Raw genomic sequence first — 19,392 nt, 5'->3', positions numbered from 1 at the left:
CACCTTCGCCGTCGACACCGGCGCCTACGCGCCCGCCCGACCCTCCACCCCGCACCCGCGGCCCACCCGACTGCGCCAATTCAGGACACCAACTATCCCGAAACCGGAGAACCCGCCATGACCAGCACCGTCAACGCCTCTCCCATGCAAGGGAGTTCACCCCGGCAGGACACCCTCCGCCCCGCCGCCGTCCTCGCGCTCGGCACCTTCGCCGTCGGTACCGACGCCTTCGTCACCGCCGGCTTCCTGCCCGCGATGGCGGGTGCGCTGCACGTGTCGACGGCCGCCGCCGGGCAGTCCGTCAGCCTGTTCGCCGGCGCCTACGCGCTCGCCTCGCCGCTGCTGGCCGTCGCCACCGCCCGGCTGCCCCGCCGCGCCCTGCTGGTGGCGGCGCTGGTGCTGCTGGCCGCCGCGAACGCGCTGGCCGCGCTGGCCCCGACGTACGCCGTGCTGCTCGTCGGCCGGGTGCTGGCGGCGCTCGGGGCGGCGGCGTTCACCCCCACCGCGGGGGCGACGGCCGCGGCGCTGGTGCGGGCCGAGTCGCGCGGGCGGGCGCTCGCGCTGGTGATCGGCGGGCTGACGGCCGCCACCGCGCTCGGGGTGCCGCTCGGCCGGGTGGCCGCCGCCGGGCTCGGGTGGCGGGCGGCGCTGGGCGCGGTCGCGGTGCTGTCCGCGCTGGGCGCGCTCGGCGTGCGCCTGACGCTGCCCCGGCTCCCCGGCGGGGCGCCCGTGCCGCTCCGCACGCGGCTGGCCGCGCTGCGCCGCCCGGGGGTGCTCCGGGTGCTGCCGCTGACGGTGCTCGGGATGGCGGCCTGCTACGTGCCGTACTCGTACAGCGTGCCCGTGCTGGCCGCGGTCGGCGTCTCGGGCCGGGTCGCGGTGCCGGTCGCGCTGGTGCTGTACGGGGCGGGTGCGGTGGCGGGCAACCTGCTGTCGGGGCGGTGGACCGACCGGGCGGGCCCGGTGCGGGTGCTGACGGCGGGCTACGCGGCCATGGCGGTGGCGTTCGCGGTGCTCGCCGTGCTCGCGGCGGGCCGGTGGCCGGCCGTCCCGGCGGTCGGGGTGCTGGTGTTCCTGTGGGGCGCGAGCAGCTGGTGCCAGACCCCGGCGCAGCAGCACCGGCTGCTCGCGGCGGCGTCCGAACAGGCCCCGCTGGTGGTGTCGTTGAACGCGTCGGCGATCTACCTGGGCATCGGCGCGGGCACCGTGCTGGGCGGACTGGCGCTGCCCGCGGGCGCGGCGGCGGTGTTCGCCCTGGCGGCGCTGCTGGCCTGCGCTGCGGCGGTGCTCCTGCGGGGGACGGCCGGGGCGGCGGCTACATCCACATGAACGGCTGGCCGGCGACGGCGGCGGCCGACCGGGTGCTGGCGGTCAGCACCTCGTCCGGGCCGGCGCCGGCGCGCTGGTCGGCGTAGCGGGAGACGGTGAGGGTGAGGTAGTGGCCGACCAGTTCGACCCGGGTCGCCGCCATCGGCTTCACGCCGGCCGCCGGTGCGACCAGCCCGTCCGGGAAGGTGAATTCGAACTCCGCGGCGTGTTCGCGGACGGCCTGCAGGGCCCGGGCGGCGGCGCCCGCGTCGGTGAACCGCAGGACGGTGACGCTGGTGATCACGGGCTGGTCGTTGCGGGTGAGCGCGATGCCGAGCCAGCCCTGGCACTCGAGCTTCTCCAGCAGGTTGCGGGTCTTGTCGTTCTGGACGGCCCGGCAGTCGGCGCCGTCGCGGGCGGCGCTGCGGTGCGCCTTGTACAGGTCGAAGTCGTAGGTGCGCTGCGCGGGGAAGTACCGCTCCGAGTTGAAGGACTGAGCCTCCGTCAGCGGCTGGGCGCCCTGCCCGGCGGGGGCGGCGGCGGCCGCCGGCTGGGTGCTGGTGGGGCCGAGCCCCGGCAGGATGTCGCCCGGGTGGGGGGTGGACACCACCCACACGCCGCCGGCGGCGAGCACCCCGACGACACTCCACAGGAAGGCCAGGCGCCGTCGCTCACCGACGGCCCGATGCCCGGCCACCGGCAGGTCCTCGTCAACGCCCGCGGGCGCGCCCCCCTGGATGGTCATGGCGCAGATTCTAAGCAGCTCATCCCACGAACCCATCCTCGGGTCGGACGCACCGGAAGCATCCCCGCACGGCACGCACGCGGCGCCCGGTCGGCTTGTCAGCAGATGGCACGGTATGTCCAACGCGCAGCTGGCGGCGCACCGGCGGCTCAGTCGCCGAGCCCCGGGATCCACACCAGGCGCAGCACGTCGATGGTGCGCTCGTCCGGGTTGACGAAGAGTTCGGCCGTGACGGACGGGGCGAGCACCGCACTGCGCAGTTCGCCCCACTCGTCGACGGCGGAGCCGGCCCGGTCGTCGAGCGTCACCAGCACCGCGGTGACGAGTGCGAACAGCAGGTCGTCCGCCTTGGAGATCTCGACCATCGTCCGGGCGGGCTGCTCCTGCAGCCAGACCCGCCACCCCTTCACGCGACGGCCCCGGCCTGCGGCCCCCGGCCCGCGCCGAGCGCCCGCCCCACGGCCGCCCGGTACCCGGACCGGTCGCTGCCGTACGCGGCGGACATCGCCCGCAGCCACCACGAGGTGATCACCGCCTCCCGGTCCAACGGGTCCTCCAGCGGACCGAGTTCGGCGTAGAACCGGGCCCGCTCGTCGTACGTGAGCGCATGCTCGATGCCGTTGATGCTCCGCGGCACCCGCAGGGTGCCCGACTCCGCCATGGCCGTCATGTGCTGCCTCCCGTCCCGATGTCTCCGACCGTACCTGCGGCCGCCCGATCCGTCTGCCACCTTTCGCCACGGAATCGACCCGGAGTTCGTTCCCCGGGCCCGCGGAAAACCGCTGGACCCACCGGCGGGGACGCGCCGTTGGGTTCCCGAGGAGAGGTCGACGAACGGGAACGGCGGACGGCGGAACTCTACGAGATCCGCGGCGTGCGGAGGTCTCGCACCGGCTCGACGTGCTGGCGGGCTTCGTCGCCGTGTGCGCGGCGGGGGACGGGGACGCGCGGCGCCGGCTCGCCCTGCTGACCGCAGCGGCCGAAGCCGCGCCGGCGGCCGCGCCCCCGGAACTCGGCGTCGCGGCGCAGTGCCTGGACAGCTCATCCACTCGGCCGAGGAGGACTGGGCCGACCACCCGTACCGCCCCGCCGACGCCCGGCCCGACGACGCCGGCCGGCAGACCCGCGACTACGCTGAGGACCTGCGGCGCGCCGTGCTCCCCGTCGCCCTCCACGACGACCCGGGGCGCGTCGAACTCGGCCTGGCGGTGCGGTTCCTGGCGCTGTGCCGACAACGGCGCCGGGACCCGCGGGTCCGCGAGGACGTCTTCTGCCTCGCCGGGCGAGCCGCGACGGCGCTGGACCTCGGGCACCCGGCGGCGGCGCGGCGGGAGGTCGAGCGGACGGAACGGGCGGGATCGGTCGAATCGGGTCCGTGCGACTGCGGTCGATCCGCGGAGTCGGCGCCGCACGGCGATTCGCCTTCTCGGGCGGCCGGTTCCGCTCCTACCATCGATCCGTCGGCCATCCGAGAGGCAGGGGTCGGTTCGATGACGGAGGACACCCCGACGGTGGACCGCTCGAAGCCGAGCGTCGCCCGAATCTACGACTATCTGCTCGGCGGGCACGACAACTTCCCGGTCGACCGCGAGATCGGCGACTACTTCCTCCGGGAGCTGCCCGGTTCGGCGGCCGTCCCGGTCGAGAACCGCCGGGCCCTGATCCGTGCCGTGGCGGCGATGGCGACCGCCGGCATCCGCCAGTTCCTCGACCTGGGCAGCGGGCTGCCCACCGCCGACAACGTGCACCAGGTCGCCCGGCGGCACCGCCCCGACGCGCGCGTGGTGTACGTCGACAACGACCCGGCCGTACTCGCCCACGGCCGCGCCCTGTTGGCCGCCGACGGGCGCACCGCCGTGGTCCTGGCCGACCTGCGCGAGCCGGCGGAGGTCCGCCGCCGGCCGGAGGTGGTGGACCTGATCGACTTCGACGAACCGGTGGGCCTGGTGTTCAGCGCCGTCCTGCACCATCTCGACGACGCCGAGCGGCCCGGCGACCTGGTCCGCTGGTGGACGGAGCGGGTGCCGTCGGGCAGTCAGGTCTACCTCTCGCACTTCCGGTCCGGCGGCAACGAGGAGTGCCGGCTCGCCGAGCGGAAGTTGCAGGGCAGCCTCGGCCGCGGCCGCTGGCGCACCGACCAGGAGATCCTGGCCCTGTTCGGCGAGCTCGAACTCCTCGAACCCGGCCTGGTGTGCTGCTCCGAGTGGCGCCCGGAGACCGTGTCCGCCGCGACCGGTCCGCCCCGGCACGAGCCGACGGTGTGGGAGCAGATGATCTCCTGCGCGCTGGCCCGCAAGCCGTAGCGGCCCGCGCCCGGCCGCCGCGCGGGAAAATCGGGTGGCCCGGGCCCGCTGCCCCGGTAGCGTCGGGCGGATGACCGAGTTGCAGCGGCTGCGCGCCGACCACGCGCCGGCGGTCCTGGCGTTCGAGGCGGCGAACCGCGGGTACTTCGCCGCCTCCGTGCCGGACCGCGGCGACGACTACTTCGACCGCTTCACCGAGCGGCACGCCGCCCTGCTGGCCGAGCAGGAGGCCGGCGTCTGCGTCTTCCACCTGCTGGTCGCCGAGGACGGCGCGGTCCTGGGCAGGTTCAACCTGTACGACCTGGTGGACGGCGCCGCCACGCTCGGCTACCGGGTCGCCGAGCGGGTGGCGGGCCGCGGCGTGGCCACCGGGGCCGTCCTGGAGCTGTGCCGGATCGCGGCGGCCCGGTACGGCCTGCACACGCTGCGGGCGGCGACCACGCACGAGAACCTCGCCTCGCAGCGGGTGCTGGCCAAGGCCGGGTTCGTCCCGGTCGGCCCGGCGGACCCCGCCGAGCTGAGCGGTGCTTCGGGCACCTGGTACCGGCGCGAGCTCGACCCGTGGAACCACGACCAGTGAAACCGCGCCCGTGAACCCGCGCCCCGTGAACCGCGGTCCACGGAGGGCACGGCCGCGCCCCGCTGACTGGTCGTCACACTGTGTGAGGAATGTCTCACGGCCGCCGACTGGCTCTGCATCCCGTCCGATGGTGTGTAAAGCAGCAGGTCACGGCGCATTGTGACTACTCGCACACGCTCCGGGCGATCTTCTGGCGTGTTCCCTCTGGCGGACTGCGGGGCCGCCCGGGCAGGATCGGGCCCATGGATCTCCTCGACACGCTGACCGACAAGGGCCTTCGCCGGGAACTGCCCACCCGCGAGGAGGCGCTGGCCGTACTGGCCACCACGGATGACGAACTGCTGGACGTGGTCGCGGCGGCCGGGCGGGTGCGCCGGCAGTGGTTCGGGCGGCGGGTGAAGCTCAACTACCTGGTGAACCTGAAGAGCGGGCTCTGCCCGGAGGACTGCTCGTACTGCTCGCAGCGCCTCGGGTCGAAGGCCGAGATCCTCAAGTACACGTGGCTGAAGCCGGAGCAGGCCGCCGAGGCGGCGGCCGCCGGTGTCGCCGGCGGTGCGAAGCGGGTGTGCCTGGTCGCCAGCGGGCGCGGCCCGACGGACCGGGACATCGACCGGGTCGCCGACACCATCGCGGCGATCAAGGGCGCGGACGAGCAGGTCGAGGTGTGCGCCTGCCTGGGCCTGCTGTCGGACAATCAGGCGGAGCGCCTGAAGGCGGCCGGCGCGGACGCGTACAACCACAACCTGAACACCTCCGAGAGCACCTACGGCGAGATCACCACCACCCACACCTACGCCGACCGGGTGGACACCGTGGCCAAGGCGCACGGCGCGGGCCTGTCGGCCTGCTCGGGCCTGATCGCGGGCATGGGCGAGAGCGACGAGGACCTGGTCGACGTGGTCTTCGCGCTGCGCGAGCTGGACCCGGACTCGGTGCCGGTCAACTTCCTGATCCCGTTCGAGGGCACCCCGCTCGCCGAGGAGTGGAACCTGACCCCGCAGCGCTGCCTGCGGATCCTGGCGATGGTCCGGTTCGTCTGCCCGGACATCGAGGTCCGGATCGCGGGCGGCCGCGAGGTGCACCTGCGCTCGATGCAGCCGCTGGGCCTGCACATCGCCAACTCGATCTTCCTGGGCGACTACCTGACCAGCGAGGGCCAGGCCGGGCAGGCCGACCTCGACATGATCAAGGACGCGGGCTTCGAGGTGGAGGGCGCCGAGCAGACCACGCTGCCGCGGCACCGCGCCACCGCGTCCGCCGGCTGCGGCGGGGGCGCCCCGGCCTGCGGCGGCCACGGCGAGGACGCCGCGGACGCCTGCGGGACGGGCGGCTGCGGCCCGTGCGGCGGCCACCACGCCGAAGCCGGTGCCGGGAGCGGGACCGACGCGGCCGGCGAGGGCGACGAGGCCCGCACCGACCTGGTGCGGGTGCGCCGCCGCGGCGCGGGCACCGAGCTGGCGCCGAACGCCTGATGGACGCCGCGCAGTTGCTCGACCTGGACCGGGCGCACGTCTGGCACCCGTACGGTCCGATGCCGGGAACGGTCCGGCCGTTCGTGGTGGAGTCGGCCGCGGGCGTCCGCCTGCGGCTGGCCGAGCCGGTCGGCGGGCACGACGAGCTGATCGACGGGATGTCGTCCTGGTGGGCGGCGATCCACGGCTACCGGCACCCGGAACTCGACGCCGCCGTCCGCGACCAGCTGGGGCGGATGAGCCACGTCATGTTCGGCGGGCTGACCCACCGTCCGGCGGTCGAACTCGCCGCCAAGCTGGTGGAGTTGACGCCGGAGCCGCTGCAGCACGTGTTCCTCGCCGACTCCGGTTCGGTGGCGGTCGAGGTCGCGCTGAAGATGTGCCTGCAGTACTGGCAGTCGCTGGGCCGGCCGGAGAAGCACCGGGTGCTGACCTGGCGCGGCGGCTACCACGGCGACACCTTCCACCCCATGTCGGTGTGCGACCCCGAGGGCGGGATGCACCACCTGTGGGGCGGGGTGCTGCCCCGTCAGCTGTTCGCCGCGGAGCCGCCCGCCGGGTACGACGCCCCGGCCGATCCGGCGTACCTGGCGCACCTGGCCGAGCTGATCGGGCGTCATGCCGGGGAGCTGGCCGCGGTGATCGTCGAGCCGGTGGTGCAGGGTGCGGGCGGCATGCGCTTCCACTCCCCCGCCTATCTGACCGCGCTGCGCGAGCTGTGCGACGCGCACGACGTGCTGCTGGTCTTCGACGAGATCGCCACCGGCTTCGGCCGCACCGGCGAACTGTTCGCCGCCGACCACGCGGGCGTCTCCCCGGACGTGATGTGCCTCGGCAAGGCGCTGACCGGCGGCTACCTGACGCTGGCCGCCACCCTGTGCACGGGCAGGGTCGCGGAGGGCATCTCGCGCGGCGAGGTCCCGGTGCTGGCCCACGGCCCGACGTTCATGGGCAACCCGCTGGCCGCCGCCGCGGCCAACGCCTCGATCGACCTGCTGCTGCGTCAGGACTGGCGCACCGAGGTCAAGCGCATCGAGGCGGCGCTCCGCGAGGCGCTCGAACCGTGCACCGGGCGGCCGGGTGTGCGGGACGTCCGGGTGCTCGGCGCGATCGGCGTGGTCCAGCTGGACGCGCCGGTCGACATGGCGGCCGCGACGGCCGCCGCGGCCGAGCAGGGCGTGTGGCTGCGCCCGTTCCGCGACCTGATCTACACCATGCCGCCGTTCGTCACCGGCGATCCGGACGTGGCAGCGATCGGCCGCGCCGTCGCCGCGGCCGCCGCCGCGTCCCACGCGGCGCACGGCGGCTGATCCGCCGCCGCCCGCTCCACCGCACCGTCGTCCCGAGGAAGCACCATGTCGCCCGTCCTGTTCGTCACCGGCACCGGCACCGAGGTCGGCAAGACCGTCAGCACCGCCGCCCTGGCCGCGCTCCGCACCGATCCGGTGGCGGTGCTCAAGCCGGGGCAGACGGGGCTGGCGCCGGGTGAGCCGGGGGACGTGGACGAGGTGGCCCGGCTGGCCGGGCCAGTGGTGCACGGTGTCGAACTGGCCCGCTACCCCGAGCCGTTGGCGCCCGACACGGCGGCCCGCCGGGCCGGCCTGCCGCCGCTCGCGCCGGAGGACGTGGCGAAGGCCGTGGCCGACCTGGCGGACCGCTTCGGAACGGTGCTGGTGGAGGGCGCGGGCGGGCTGCTGGTCCGCTACGACGAACAGGGCCGGACCCTGGCCGATCTCGCCGCGGCCTGCGAAGCGGCGGGCGTGCAGGTCGAGTTCCTGCTCGTCGCGGCGGCCGGCCTGGGCACCCTGAACGCGACGGCGCTGACCGCCGAGGCGCTGCGCCACCGCGGTCTGGCGCTGCGCGGCGTGGTGGTGGGCAGTTGGCCCGCCGATCCGGACCTGGCGGCCCGCTGCAACCTGGCCGACCTGCCGTCGGCCGCCGGCGCCCCGCTGCTCGGCGCGCTGCCGGCCGGCGCGGCGGCGGCCCGGACCCCGGCCGCCTTCCGGGAGTTGGCGGCGTCCTCGCTCGCCCCGTCGCTGGGCGGGCACTGGGACGCGGCGGCGTTCGCGGCGGCGTACCCGGCCTGAGACGGCCGCCCGCGCGGCGGGGCGGGTGCCCCGCCGCGCAGGTGACGTCGGGTCAGCCGATGGTCCACCGCTGGAGCGCGGTGCCGGTGTCCGCCTGCTGGGTGACGAGCGCGCCGTCGCCGGTGGAGGCGGTGGTGACCAGCAGTCCGCTCTTCTGCGAGGCGATGGTGTATCCGCTGCCGGCGGCGGTGACGATCCAGCGCTGGTTGCTGCCGCCGGTGCAGGTGTACTGGATGATCGCCGCGCCGGCGGTGCCGGAGCCGCCGTTGACGTCCATGCACAGGGTCGATTCGGCGTTGCTGATCTGGTAGCTGCCGTCGGCCTGGGCGGTGAAGACCCAGCGCTGGTTCTGGCCGCTGTTGGGCGTCCAGGTGACCAGTTGGGTTCCGGCGGTGGTGGAGTGGTTGGGGTCGTCCAGGGCCTTGCCGGAGGCGGTCAGGGTGTGGGTGCCGGCGAGTGCCGGGTTCACCGCCCAGGTGAAGGCGGTGGATCCGCCGGCGGTGCCGGAGGTCGCGGTGACGGTGACGGTGGCGGAGCCGGTGGCGGTGGGGGTGCCGGTGATCAGGCCGCTGGGGCTGATCGACAGGCCGGCGGGCAGGCCGGTGGCGCTGAAGGTCAGTGCCTTGCCGGCCGAGTCGTTGCCGCCGATTTGCAGCGACACCGCGGTGTTGACCTTGGTGGACTGGTTGCCGGGGTTGGTCACGGTGACGGTCTCGGGCGCGCTGCCGGCCGCCGTCAGGGTCAGCGTCTGCTCGCTCGCGGTGCGGCCCGCGCCGACCGTGCTGCCGCTGGTGTCGGTCCAGGACCGGGCGGGGGCGGTCTCGGCGAGGCGGCCGGCAGCGGCGGACAGGCCGAGCGCCAGGCCGCTGTAGCGGTTCACCAGTCTGACGGTGCCGTCGGTCGCGCCGGTGGCGTCGGCGCCGCGCAGCACCCACCACTGCTGGCCGACGGTCGGCCCGCCGGCGGGCGCGGCGGTCGCGGTCGGCTGCGCGCCCCAGGCCCGTCCGGCCTGCGCGCCGGAGTTGACGCCGAGCAGCTGCCCGGTCGAGGAGTTGACGATCCGGTAGGAGCCGTCGCCGTTGGCCGCGAAGGTCCACGACTCCAGTGCGGAGCCGGTGGGCGCGGCCAGCGAGGTGGTGGCGCCGCTGCCGGAGACCTGGGCGAGCACCCGGCCGCCGCCGCCCGCGATCCGGTACGCCTTGGTCGGGTCGACCGGCGGCGCGGCGGGCGCGGCGGAGTCGATGGTGACGTTGACGTACTGGCCGGACGCGCCGCCGGAGCAGCCGAACGCGCAGTACGAGCGGAAGGACTTGCCGACGATCGCGGAGCTGGTGCGGTTGGCGCCGTCCAGGAACCAGCGGTACCAGGACGCGGTGTGGTAGCTGCCGGTGTCGCCGATCGGGAACCACTTCTGGGTGGCCAGGTTGTCGGTGGCGTAGAACTGCTGCGGGGCGTTGCCGCTCTGGTCGACGGCCTGGGGTTCGCCGATGTACAGGCCGAGGTAGGCGTTCCAGGTGACGTCCATGACGAACAGCGGTGAGGTGGCGGGCATCCGGCCGGCCGCGATCTGCTGGGCGGAGGTGCCGGTGTTCGCCGGGTCGTACTCGCCGGAGACCGGCGTGTACCCGGTGCTGCTGGTCGGGCCGACGGGGACCATGTTGGACTCGCGGCCGCCGACGCCGGCCTCGCTCCACGCGCCGTCGTACCACTTCTGCCAGGAGCCGGGGGCCATCTTGGCGGCGATCGGGGCCCGGGCGACGTGCTCGTAGAAGGCCTTCCAGCCGCCGCTCTTGTCGACCACGCGGGAGCCGTAGAACACGTAGAAGTACCCGGAGGCGGCGTCCACCAGCAGGCGCTGGTCGCCGTCGCCGTACGAGTAGGTCTGGTTGGGGAACTGCGCGGTGTCGCCGCGGGTGGTGCTGTAGGGCGAGGTGATCACGTGGTCGCGGATCGTCCAGGTCCGGCCCTGGTCGGTGGAGACGGCGTAGTCGATGGCGTCGAAGTGCAGTCCGTCGCCGAAGGGTTGGGGGGTGAACTCGTTGTGCACCAGGCCGTACCAGTCGCCGGTGTCGGGGTCGATCCAGATGCCGGACAGGTCGCAGTAGTTCTTGTGCGCGTAGCTGGTGCTGCCGGTGGCGGCGGTGGCGGTCCGCCCGGTCGGGCTGTTGTTGCAGCGCCAGGTGGTGTCGTTGTTCTTGTCCTGCGCGTTGGCCGGGTTGACGGCGTTGGAGACGGCGGCGGAGCGGGTCGCGGTGTCGAAGTCGGTGCCGGTGAAGAAGTCCCAGTAGCGCGGGTCGTTGGCGCCGTAGAGGGCCGCGGACTGCTGGAACCAGAAGGTGCCGTCCTTGTCCAGGTAGGGCACCGCCGGGGTGTCGGTCGGGTGGCCGTACGTCGTGGGGGCGCTCACCGTGACGGTGTAGCCGGTGGCGTCGGGCGCGGCCGCCGCGGTCGGTGCGACGGCGGCCGCGCCGGCCGCGGCGGTCAGCAGGGCGGCGGCCAGGGCGGTGACGGCCGGTCTGCGCGGGGATGGGAACACGGGCACTCCCTCGGTGGGCGGTTCTGCAATGAGATGCAGTATCCGGGCCCGTATCGCGCACCTGTCAACATCTGCGCACAGAATCTTGCACGCGAACCTGTTCGGGAGTGTGCGACTCGGCCCACCCGGCGGGGCCGACCGATCAGAGACCGACACCCGCCCGCCGGCCCCGCCGCCCCGTCCGGTCCCTCCCCGGTCCGCTGACGGAGCGTCAGCCCGGCGCGCAGAACCGGAGGTCGACGCCGGCGAATCCGGTTTACCGCTCGTCGGTCGGGATGGCACGCTTGCCTGTTGTGACGGATCAGGACGGCCCGGTGACAGGTGTGCGGATCGGCGTACTGGGCCCGGTGACGGCCGCCCTGGACGGCCGGCCGGTGGCGCTCGGCGGACCGCGGCAGCGTGCGGTGCTGGCCGCGCTGGTCGCCGCGCGCGGCCGGCTGGTCGGTCAGGACGCGCTGATCGAACAGGCGTGGGAGCACCGGCCCGCACCGTCCGCCGCGACCCTGCACTCGTACGTCGCCGCGCTGCGCCGGGCGTTGGAGCCCGGGCGGGCGGCGCGCGGCTCGGCGCGGGTGCTGGTCCGGGAGGGCACGGGGTACGCGCTGCGGCTGGCGCCGCAGCGGGTGGACGCCGAGCAGTTCACCGTCCTGGCCGGGCGCGGCGAGCGGCTGCTCGGCGCCGACCGGCCGGAGGCGGCGGCCGCCGTGCTGACCGAGGCGCTGGCCCTGTGGCGGGGCGCGGCGTACGCCGAGTTCGCCGAGCAGGCGTTCGCGGTGCCGGAGGCCGCCCGGCTGGAGGGGCTGCGGCGGGCGGTGCAGGAGGACCTGTTCAGCGCCGAACTGGCCCTGGGCCGGCACGCGGCGGTCGTCGCGGACCTCGGCAAGTACACGGCGGAGCAGCCGCTGAGCGAGCGCGGCTGGGAACTGCTGGCGCTGGCCCTGTACCGCTCCGGGCGGCAGGCGGACGCGCTGGAGGCGCTGCGCACCGCCCGCCGCCTGCTGGCCGAGGAGCTGGGGGTCGACCCGGGCCCGTCGCTGCGGCGGCTGGAGTCGGCGCTGCTGGCGCAGGACGAGTCCGCGGCGCCTCCGCCGCGCCGGGCCGCGGTCCGGCCCGCCGTGGTCCCGCCACCGCGCCGGGGTGGCAACCTGCCGATCCCGCTCACCGGCCTGATCGGCCGCGACGGGGCCCGCGACCGACTCGCCGCGCTGCTGGACGCGCACCGGCTGGTGACGCTGACCGGCACCGGCGGCATCGGCAAGTCCCGGCTGGCGGTGGAGGTGGCCCGGGCCCGCACGGACGAGGACGGGCCGTGGCTGGTAGAGCTGGCCGACCTGGAGGGCGCGGACACCCCGCTGCTGCTCGCCCGGATCGCCGAGGCCCTGGGCATCCGTGACGCGGTGTCGGCGGAGCGGCTGGCGCAGGTGCTGGGCGGGCGCCGGCTGCTGCTGGTGCTGGACAACTGCGAGCACGTGCTGGCGCCCGCCGCCGAGTGCGTGGCGCAGCTGCTGTCGCGCTGCGCGGGTGTCCGGGTGCTGGCCACCAGCCGGGAGCCGCTGGGGGTGGCCGGGGAGCTGGTCTGGCCGCTGGATCCGCTGACGGCCGGGGAGGCGGTGGAGCTGTTCGTGGCGCGGGCGTCGACCGCGCTGGCCGGCTGGACGCCCTCGGAGCGGGAGCGGGCGGTGGCCGAGCGGATCTGCCGGGAGCTGGACGGGCTGCCGCTGGCGATCGAACTGGCCGCCGTGCAGTGCCGGTTGCTGTCGCTGGAACAGATCGAGGAGGCCCTGCACGACCGGTTCGCGGTGCTGGTGGGCGGGCCCGCCACCGGCCCGGCCCGGCACCGGGCGCTGCAGTCGGCCGTCGAGTGCAGCCACCGGCTGCTGGACGGGCGCGAGCGCGAGGTGTTCCACCGGCTGAGCGTGTTCGCCGGCGGGCTGGACCTGGACGCGGCGGCCGCGGTGTGCGGCGGCCCGGTGCTGGCCGAAGTGACCGCGCTGGTGCGGAAGTCGCTGCTGGCGGTGGAGCCGGACACGCATCCGCGGCGCTACCGGATGCTGGAGACGCTGAAGGAGTTCGCCCGTCGGCAGGCGGAGCCGTCCCTGCTGGCGGACGCTCAGGCCGCGCACCGGCTGCGGGTGTTGGAGCGGGCGGAGTCCGCCGAGGAGCAGCTCCTGGGTGCGCGGGCCGGGTCCGCGACCGAGCGGACCGCACGCGACCAGCCGGAGATCCGGGCGGCGTTCGCCTCGGCGCTGCTGGCCGGCGACTCCGCGTTCGCGCTGCGGCTCGGCGGGGCGCTGACCAGGTTCTGGTACCGCTGGGGCCATGTCAGCGAGGGGCTGGGCTGGTTGCGGGCCGCGCTGGAGATGAGCGGGCCGCAGGCGCCGGCCCGGGAGCGGGCCCGGGCGCTGATCGGGGTGGCGGCCCTGTCGTACCTGGTGGGCGATTTCGCCACGGCGGCCGGGTCCGCCGCCGAGGCGGTGGAGTCCGCCCGCCGGGCGGGCGATGCGGCGGTCGAGGCGCAGGCGCTGGGGTACCGGGCGCTGTTCGGCGCGCTGCGCGGCGCGGCGGGGGCCATGGCGGACGCGCGGAGTGCGGTGGAGCTGGCGCGGGCGGCGGGTCCGTCGTGGGTGCGGGCCGAGGCCCTGATGGTGCTCGGGATGCTGCTGCGGTTCGGCGGTGAGGAGGAGCGGGCCCGGGCGGTGCTGATCGAGTCCATCGAGGTGGCGCGCGGGTGCGGGTTCGGGTTCGTCGAGTCCTCGTCGGCCTGGCTGGTGATGAAGAGCGACCTCGACGCGGGTCGTGCCGGGCGGGCGCTCGCCTCGGGGCTGGACATCCTGCGGGTCCTGGAGGAGGACCGGGACGCCACCGCCTGGCTGGTGATCGCCCACACCACTGCCGCGGCGCTGGCCTGTGCGGGGCATCCGGCGGAGGGGGCGGCGCTGCTGGGCGTGGTGGCCGGGCGTGGCGAGCGGATCGGGTTCTCGCCGATCGCGCTCGATCCGGTGGACGGTCCCCGGCACGCCGCGCTGGTGCGCGGCGCCCTGTCCGAGGCCGAGTTCGCGCACCACGTCGAGCGGGGGCGGCAGTTGTCGGCCGCGGGCGTTGCCGGGCTGTTCGCCGGGGTGGGGGCGGGCTGTCCCGACTCCGGCGGCCGCTGAGCGCCCCGCGGCCGGTCCCCCGGGGGGCCGGGGGGGGTTGGAGGACCGCCCGGCCCCCCCCCCGGGGGGGGCCCCGCGGGCCCGCGGCCCGTAGGCTTCCTGCGGGTCCACCTGAGCCTGAGGAGTACACCGTGGCACGTCACATCTACGCCTGCCCCCTGCGGTGGTCGGACATGGACGCCTTCGGTCACGTCAACAACGTGGTCTTCCTGCGCTACCTGGAGGAGGCCCGGATCGACTTCATGTTCACCCAGGCCGCCGAGGCCGGCGCCGGGGAGTTCGCGGGCGGGTCGGTGGTCGCGCGCCACGAGATCGACTACAAGCGGCCGCTGGTGCACCGCCCGGAGCCGGTGACCATCGAGACCTGGGTGACGAAGATCGGCGGAGCCTCGCTGACCGTCTCCTACGAGATCAAGGACGTCGCCGAGGACGGCACCGAGACGGTCTACGTCACGGCCTCCACCGTCGTCGTGCCCTACAACCTCGCCGAGGGCCGGCCGCGCCGGATCAGCGCCGTGGAGCGGGAGTTCCTCGGCCGCTTCATGGACGAGCAGCCCGCCGGCTGCGCCGCCTGACGGGCCGTCGGCCCGCGCCGTCCGAGCCCGCCGCACCGACGCGTGCCGGTACGCACCGACGTACCGGGACGCACTGACGAATCGAGCTGAACCCCGGTGACCGCGCAGCCCCGCCTCGACCTCGCCGACCAGGGGGAGGCCGCCGACCTGGCCGCCTTCCTGGGCCGGCTGATCCGCTTCGACCGGGCCGCCGCGGTCCGGCTGCAGGCGGTGCCGGCGGCGGACGGCGGCGGGGTGCTGGCGGTGTTCGGGCGGCTGCCGCTGGGCGGCTCGGCGGTCCTCGCGGTGCGCACCGTGCGGCTCGCCGGGCAGGTGGCGGAGGCCGATCTCACCGTCTCCGCAGGTCAGTTGCTGGAGTCCGTGGACGAGCCGGCCGCCTCGGTCGGGCTGCCCGCCCCGGTCACCGGGCCGTCCTGGGCGGGCCTGCTGCCGCCGCGCTCCGGCTGGCAGCCGCTCGGGCAGCCGCCCGTCGACCGGGTCATGGACGAGGTGCGCACCGCGGTCGCCGAGTTCAAGCAGCGCACCGCCGAGGTGCCGGAGCACCACCGGAGCCGGCAGGCGGTGGACGCGATAGCGGACGAGATCTGGTCCCGGCCGCTGGGTGCCGCCGAGGGCCTGCCGCTGCGGGCCGCGCACGCCGCCTACGCGATCGGCTTCCTGCGGCCCGGCACCCCGCTGCGGGCGCACCGCGCCGGGGCCTGGCTGCGGCTGGACGCCCCGGCCGGCTCGGTCGCGCTGCGGGCGGGCGCCGCGCCCGGCGCGGGCCTGGGGCTCAGCCCGCTGCGCTGACGGCGCGGTCAGTCCGCCGTGTTGATCATCGAGGCGGCGGCGTACGTCAGGTAGTGCCACAGCTCGCGGTCGTCCTCGGCGGGCAGCGCGAGCCGGTCGAGCGCGGTGCGCATGTGCCGCAGCCAGGCGTCGTGCGCGGCCCGGTCGACCCGGAACGGGACGTGGCGCATCCGCAGCCGAGGGTGGCCGCGGCGCTCGCTGTAGGTGCGCGGGCCGCCCCAGTACTGCATCAGGAACAGTGCGAAGCGCTCCTCGGCGGGGCCGAGGTCCTCCTCCGGGTACATCGGCCGCAGCAACTCGTCCTGGGCGACGCCCTGGTAGAAGAGGTGGACCAGCCGCCGGAAGGTCTGCTCCCCGCCGACGCGGTCGTAGAAGCTCTGCTCCGCCGCCGTCTGCTGCACGGTCTCCTCGTGTGCGGTGTCGCGCCCGGTGTCAGTCACCCGTCCATGGTCGCAGACGCCGACCGGGGTCGTACACCGGGACTTCCGGCGTACGACCCCGGTCGCGGGGCGGGCGGGGCTACGCGTCGTCCCAGTTGAAGAAGCGCCAGGCGACGGCGCACAGCACCGCGGTGAAGGCCAGCAGGATGCCCATCGAGGGCAGGGCGTCGGCGATGCCGCCGCCCTGGCTGAGGACCGACTTGGCGGGGTTGATCAGGTAGCGCAGCGGCAGCACCTTGGAGACGTCCTGGAGCCAGGTCGGCGCGAAGTCCAGCGGGATGAACGCGCCGCCCAGGAAGGACATCGGCAGGATGATCAGCTGGTTCATGCCGTTCGCCGACTCCTCGGACTTCGCCAGCGAGCCGGTGACCAGGCCGATCGCCATGAAGGCGAGGGTGGCGCAGATGACCAGCGGGATCACCAGCCACCAGTTGCCGGTGAGCTTGAGGCCGAAGTAGTCGAGCTGCGCGACGGCGAGGAACAGCGCGGTCTGGGCGAGCGCCACCACCACGCTGATCAGCACCCGGGCGCCGACGATGGTGCCCGCCGAGATGGGCGCCAGCCGCAGGCGGCGCAGCACCCGCTTCTTGCGCCAGGTCACCAGGGTGAACGAGGCGCCGTAGACGGCGCCCATGGCGATCGCGTAGGCGAGCAGGCCGGGCGTCAGGTACTGGATCGGCTTGGTGGAGTCGTCCTCGACCTTGGCGGCGTCCAGGGTGAACGCCGGGGCGGCGTGCGAGGCCTCCTGGTTGGCGGTCTGCACCAGGGAGTTCATGATGCCCTGGACGGTGCCGGCCTTGACCTGGTCGGCCTGGCTGAAGCGGAGCACCAGGCGGCCGTCGGCGCCCTCGGACACCAGGCCGTCCAGGTCGCCCTTCCTGACCTTGGCGAGCGCGGCGTTCTCGTCGGTGTAGGTGGTGATCTCCAGGACGGACAGCGGGCCGTCCTTCTGGTCCTTCAGCGCGTCCAGCAGCTTGACCTGGCCGACCTCGGCGACCTTGACGTGCGAGGTGCCGCCGCCCTTGTAGAGGACGCCGAACAGCACCAGGAACATCAGCGGCAGGGCCAGGGTGAAGAACAGGGTGCCCTTGTCCCGGACGAAGCCGAGCAGCATGACCCGGGACAGGCCGACGAAGGCGTTGGCCTTCTCCGGTCCGCCGGCGGGAGCCGGCGCGGGGGCGGTGCGGGGCTGGTCGTCGGTGGCGGTCATGCCCGGTACTCCCGTCCGGTCAGCTGGAGGAAGACGTCCTCCAGGGTGGCGCCGCGGACCTCGAGTCCGCGCAGCGCGTTCTGCTCGGCCAGCATGGAGAGCACCGGCCCGGGCGCGTCGGTGGACAGCGCCAGCGTGATGCCGTCGTCCTCCAGGTTGGCGAACACCGCGCCTGCGGCGGTGAGCAGTTCGCGGGCGCGATCGGCGGTCAGCAGTCCGGATTCCACCCGGATCCGGACCGTGTCGTCGATCTCGCGGACCAGGGCGGCGGGCGCGCCGGTCCGCAGCACCTTGCCGTGGTCCATCACCGAGACGCGGTCGCAGAGGATCTCCGCCTCGTCCAGGTAGTGGGTGGTGAGGACGACGGTGCGGCCCTCGGCGTTGATGTCGCGCAGCAGGTCCCACAGGTTGCGGCGGGCCTGCGGGTCGAGGCCGGTGGTCGGCTCGTCGAGGAACACCAGCTCCGGGTCGTGCACCAGGGCGCACGCGATGGACAGGCGCTGGGCCTGGCCGCCGGACATCTTGTCGGTCAGCGCGCCCGCGGACTCGGTCAGGCCGACCCGCTCCAGCATCGCGTCGGCGGCCTTCGGGCCGATGCCGTAGAAGGAGGCGAAGGTGCGGATGGTCTCGCGCGCGGTCAGCTTGTTGAAGAACGCCGACGCCTGGAACTGCACGCCGATCCGCGGCAGCAGCTTGGCGTTGCGCGGCCACGGCGACATGCCGAGCAGCTCGACGCGGCCCTCGTCGGCCTCCCGGATGCCCTCCAGGATCTCCAGGGTGGTGGTCTTGCCGGCCCCGTTCGGCCCGAGCAGGCCGTAGAACTCGCCAGTCCTGACGGAGAGTGACACTCCGTCGACGGCCTGGACGTCCCCGTACCGCTTCCGGATCCCGTCCGCGGTTATTGCTTCAGTCATGGGGCGAAGCGTAGGGGGTGCACCGGCCCCCACGAGCACATTTGTATGAATTTTGCTGGTTCGGTGACCGCCGGGTGACCGCGCCCCGGCGGCAGGGCGGTCAACTGCCCTGCCACCGGGGCGCGGTGACGCTCCGTCGGCGCACGAAGCGGCCGACGGGCCGTCAGGCCCGGTGCACCGTGATGGTGGTCCAGGCGCCGACGTGGATCCGGTCGCCGTCGCTCAGCGGCACCGGGGTGTGCGGCGGCAGCGTGTCGGTGCCGCCGTTGAGGGTGGTGCCGTTGGTGGAGTCCTGGTCGACCACCACCCAGCTGCCGTCCGGCTGTTCGGCCAGCAGGGCGTGCTGGTGCGAGGCGCCCGGGTCCTCCGGGGACACCGACAGGTCGATCTCCGGCACGGTGCCGCGCTGCTGGCTGCGCCGCCCGATCCGCAGCTGGCCCCGGCCGGTCAGCGGGACCCGCCGCTCCGGGGTGTACGGCGGGAAGTACAGGCCGGCCGCCTCCGGGCCGCTGCGCGTCATCATGTCGGTGAAGTAGTCGTGGTCGGCGGCCACCACGGCGAACCAGGTGGCGCGCTGCGGCGGCGCGGCCGGCGGCTGGCCCTGGCCCTGCTGCCCGGGCGGGGTCAGCCGGAACGAGGTGCCGAAGTCGTCGCCGCCCTGCTGCGGGGGACGCTGCTGCTGGTGCCCCTGCTGCGGGCCGGAGGGCTCGGCGTACACCGGGCCGGTGCGCTCGTAGTCGCCGTCCGGGAAGGCCGCCGGCGGGCGCTTGTCGAACGACGGCGCGGCCGGGCCGGGCCGGGCGCCCGGCGCGGACGGGTAGCCGGCCGGCGGCGCGGAGGCCGGGCCGGGCGCGGACTGCTGGTAGCCGGGCCGCTCGTACGGGGACTGCGGCTCGAACGGCTGCTGCGGCCGCTCGTACGGCGACTGCCGGTCGAAGCCGCCCGGCGCGGGCGCGGCCGGCTCGAAGGCGGACGGCTCGAACCCGGGCGGCGCGGCCGGCGGCTGCGGGGACGGCGGCGGGAAGCCGTAGTCGTGCTGCGCGGACTGCGGCGGCTGCGGGGCACGGCCCGGCTCGGGGTGGCCGTGCGGTGCGCCGGCGGGCTGCGGGGCGGGCGGCGGCTGGTGCCCGGCCGGGGCGGGGCCGCCCGGCGGGCGGGCCGAGGTGGCCAGGTTGTAGTCGTAGCCGCACTCCTCGCAGTACCGGCCGGTCTGCGGGGTGCGGCAGATCGGGCAGTTGGCGGGCGGCGCGGCGGGCGCCGGCGGCGGCGCGCCGTACC

General features: G+C 75.1%; 17 protein-coding genes. 9 read left to right on the top strand and 8 right to left on the bottom strand.

What is annotated here, in order from left to right; all coding sequences use genetic code 11:
- The first annotated feature begins 117 nt into the window (after positions 1-117).
- Complete coding sequence (locus ACFV1L_RS23430; protein WP_380368742.1) at positions 118-1,329, top strand: MFS transporter; 1,212 nt, start codon at positions 118-120, stop codon at positions 1,327-1,329.
- On the opposite strand, the gene ACFV1L_RS23425 is transcribed toward ACFV1L_RS23430, so the two are convergent.
- From ACFV1L_RS23425 to ACFV1L_RS23415, 3 genes are all read right to left on the bottom strand, one after another.
- Positions 1,316-2,053, bottom strand: coding sequence for a hypothetical protein (locus tag ACFV1L_RS23425; protein ID WP_380368741.1), 738 nt, complete (start codon positions 2,051-2,053; stop codon positions 1,316-1,318). The genes ACFV1L_RS23430 and ACFV1L_RS23425 overlap by 14 nt on opposite strands.
- Positions 2,054-2,202: 149 nt before the next feature.
- Entirely contained in the window at positions 2,203-2,463 is a 261-nt protein-coding gene (locus ACFV1L_RS23420; protein ID WP_380368739.1) for a hypothetical protein, read from the bottom strand.
- A complete protein-coding gene (locus ACFV1L_RS23415) occupies positions 2,460-2,723 on the bottom strand; it encodes a hypothetical protein (RefSeq protein WP_380368738.1) in 264 nt (87 codons plus the stop codon). Before ACFV1L_RS23415 ends, ACFV1L_RS23420 begins: the two co-directional genes overlap by 4 nt.
- A 358-nt stretch (positions 2,724-3,081) precedes the next feature.
- Here ACFV1L_RS23415 and ACFV1L_RS23410 point away from each other — a divergent pair, with 358 nt between their 5' ends.
- From ACFV1L_RS23410 to bioD, 5 genes are all read left to right on the top strand, one after another.
- Entirely contained in the window at positions 3,082-4,356 is a 1,275-nt protein-coding gene (locus ACFV1L_RS23410) for an SAM-dependent methyltransferase (protein ID WP_380368735.1), read from the top strand.
- A gap of 70 nt (positions 4,357-4,426) precedes the next feature.
- On the top strand, positions 4,427-4,936 hold the full coding sequence (locus ACFV1L_RS23405; RefSeq protein WP_380368732.1) for a GNAT family N-acetyltransferase: 510 nt from the start codon (positions 4,427-4,429) through the stop codon (positions 4,934-4,936).
- 242 nt (positions 4,937-5,178) lie between these two features.
- Positions 5,179-6,408, top strand: a complete 1,230-nt coding sequence (gene bioB, locus ACFV1L_RS23400) for a biotin synthase BioB (protein ID WP_380368730.1) — start codon at positions 5,179-5,181, stop codon at positions 6,406-6,408.
- The gene (locus ACFV1L_RS23395) at positions 6,408-7,718 is read left to right on the top strand and encodes an adenosylmethionine--8-amino-7-oxononanoate transaminase (protein ID WP_380368728.1); all 1,311 of its coding nucleotides are present in this window, start codon (positions 6,408-6,410) and stop codon (positions 7,716-7,718) included. Before bioB ends, ACFV1L_RS23395 begins: the two co-directional genes overlap by 1 nt.
- A gap of 45 nt (positions 7,719-7,763) precedes the next feature.
- Positions 7,764-8,495: a dethiobiotin synthase gene (bioD, locus tag ACFV1L_RS23390; protein ID WP_380368725.1), complete on the top strand. Its 732-nt coding sequence runs from the start codon at positions 7,764-7,766 to the stop codon at positions 8,493-8,495.
- A 52-nt stretch (positions 8,496-8,547) separates the two neighbouring features.
- Here bioD and ACFV1L_RS23385 read toward each other — a convergent pair whose 3' ends face one another.
- The gene (locus ACFV1L_RS23385; RefSeq protein ID WP_380368722.1) at positions 8,548-11,031 is read right to left on the bottom strand and encodes an RICIN domain-containing protein; all 2,484 of its coding nucleotides are present in this window, start codon (positions 11,029-11,031) and stop codon (positions 8,548-8,550) included.
- Positions 11,032-11,345: 314 nt separating this feature from the next.
- On the opposite strand from ACFV1L_RS23385, the gene ACFV1L_RS23380 reads away from it, so the two are divergent.
- The 3 genes from ACFV1L_RS23380 to ACFV1L_RS23370 all read left to right on the top strand — a co-directional run bounded on the left by ACFV1L_RS23380 (position 11,346) and on the right by ACFV1L_RS23370 (position 15,550).
- On the top strand, positions 11,346-14,186 hold the full coding sequence (locus ACFV1L_RS23380; RefSeq protein ID WP_380368719.1) for a BTAD domain-containing putative transcriptional regulator: 2,841 nt from the start codon (positions 11,346-11,348) through the stop codon (positions 14,184-14,186).
- A gap of 131 nt (positions 14,187-14,317) precedes the next feature.
- Positions 14,318-14,761, top strand: a complete 444-nt coding sequence (locus tag ACFV1L_RS23375) for a thioesterase family protein (protein WP_084223918.1) — start codon at positions 14,318-14,320, stop codon at positions 14,759-14,761.
- Between the two features lie 96 nt (positions 14,762-14,857).
- Complete coding sequence (locus ACFV1L_RS23370; protein ID WP_380368716.1) at positions 14,858-15,550, top strand: hypothetical protein; 693 nt, start codon at positions 14,858-14,860, stop codon at positions 15,548-15,550.
- Positions 15,551-15,558: 8 nt separating this feature from the next.
- Here ACFV1L_RS23370 and ACFV1L_RS23365 read toward each other — a convergent pair whose 3' ends face one another.
- The 4 genes from ACFV1L_RS23365 to ACFV1L_RS23350 form a co-directional block, all read right to left on the bottom strand.
- A complete protein-coding gene (locus ACFV1L_RS23365; RefSeq protein ID WP_380368714.1) occupies positions 15,559-15,990 on the bottom strand; it encodes a globin in 432 nt (143 codons plus the stop codon).
- Positions 15,991-16,069: 79 nt separating this feature from the next.
- Complete coding sequence (locus ACFV1L_RS23360; protein ID WP_380368711.1) at positions 16,070-17,200, bottom strand: ABC transporter permease; 1,131 nt, start codon at positions 17,198-17,200, stop codon at positions 16,070-16,072.
- Complete coding sequence (locus ACFV1L_RS23355) at positions 17,197-18,114, bottom strand: ATP-binding cassette domain-containing protein (protein WP_380368709.1); 918 nt, start codon at positions 18,112-18,114, stop codon at positions 17,197-17,199. The genes ACFV1L_RS23360 and ACFV1L_RS23355 overlap by 4 nt, the downstream gene beginning before the upstream one ends.
- 163 nt (positions 18,115-18,277) lie before the next feature.
- Positions 18,278-19,392, bottom strand: a 1,115-nt coding sequence (locus ACFV1L_RS23350) for an FHA domain-containing protein (protein WP_380368706.1), incomplete at its 5' end; no start/stop codon positions are given.

The organism is Kitasatospora sp. NPDC059646 (assembly GCF_042734615.1).
In the GTDB taxonomy this organism is placed as follows: domain Bacteria; phylum Actinomycetota; class Actinomycetes; order Streptomycetales; family Streptomycetaceae; genus Kitasatospora.
Note: the sequence above shows the minus strand (reverse complement) of the source record. Positions and strands in the feature narration are given on the sequence as shown.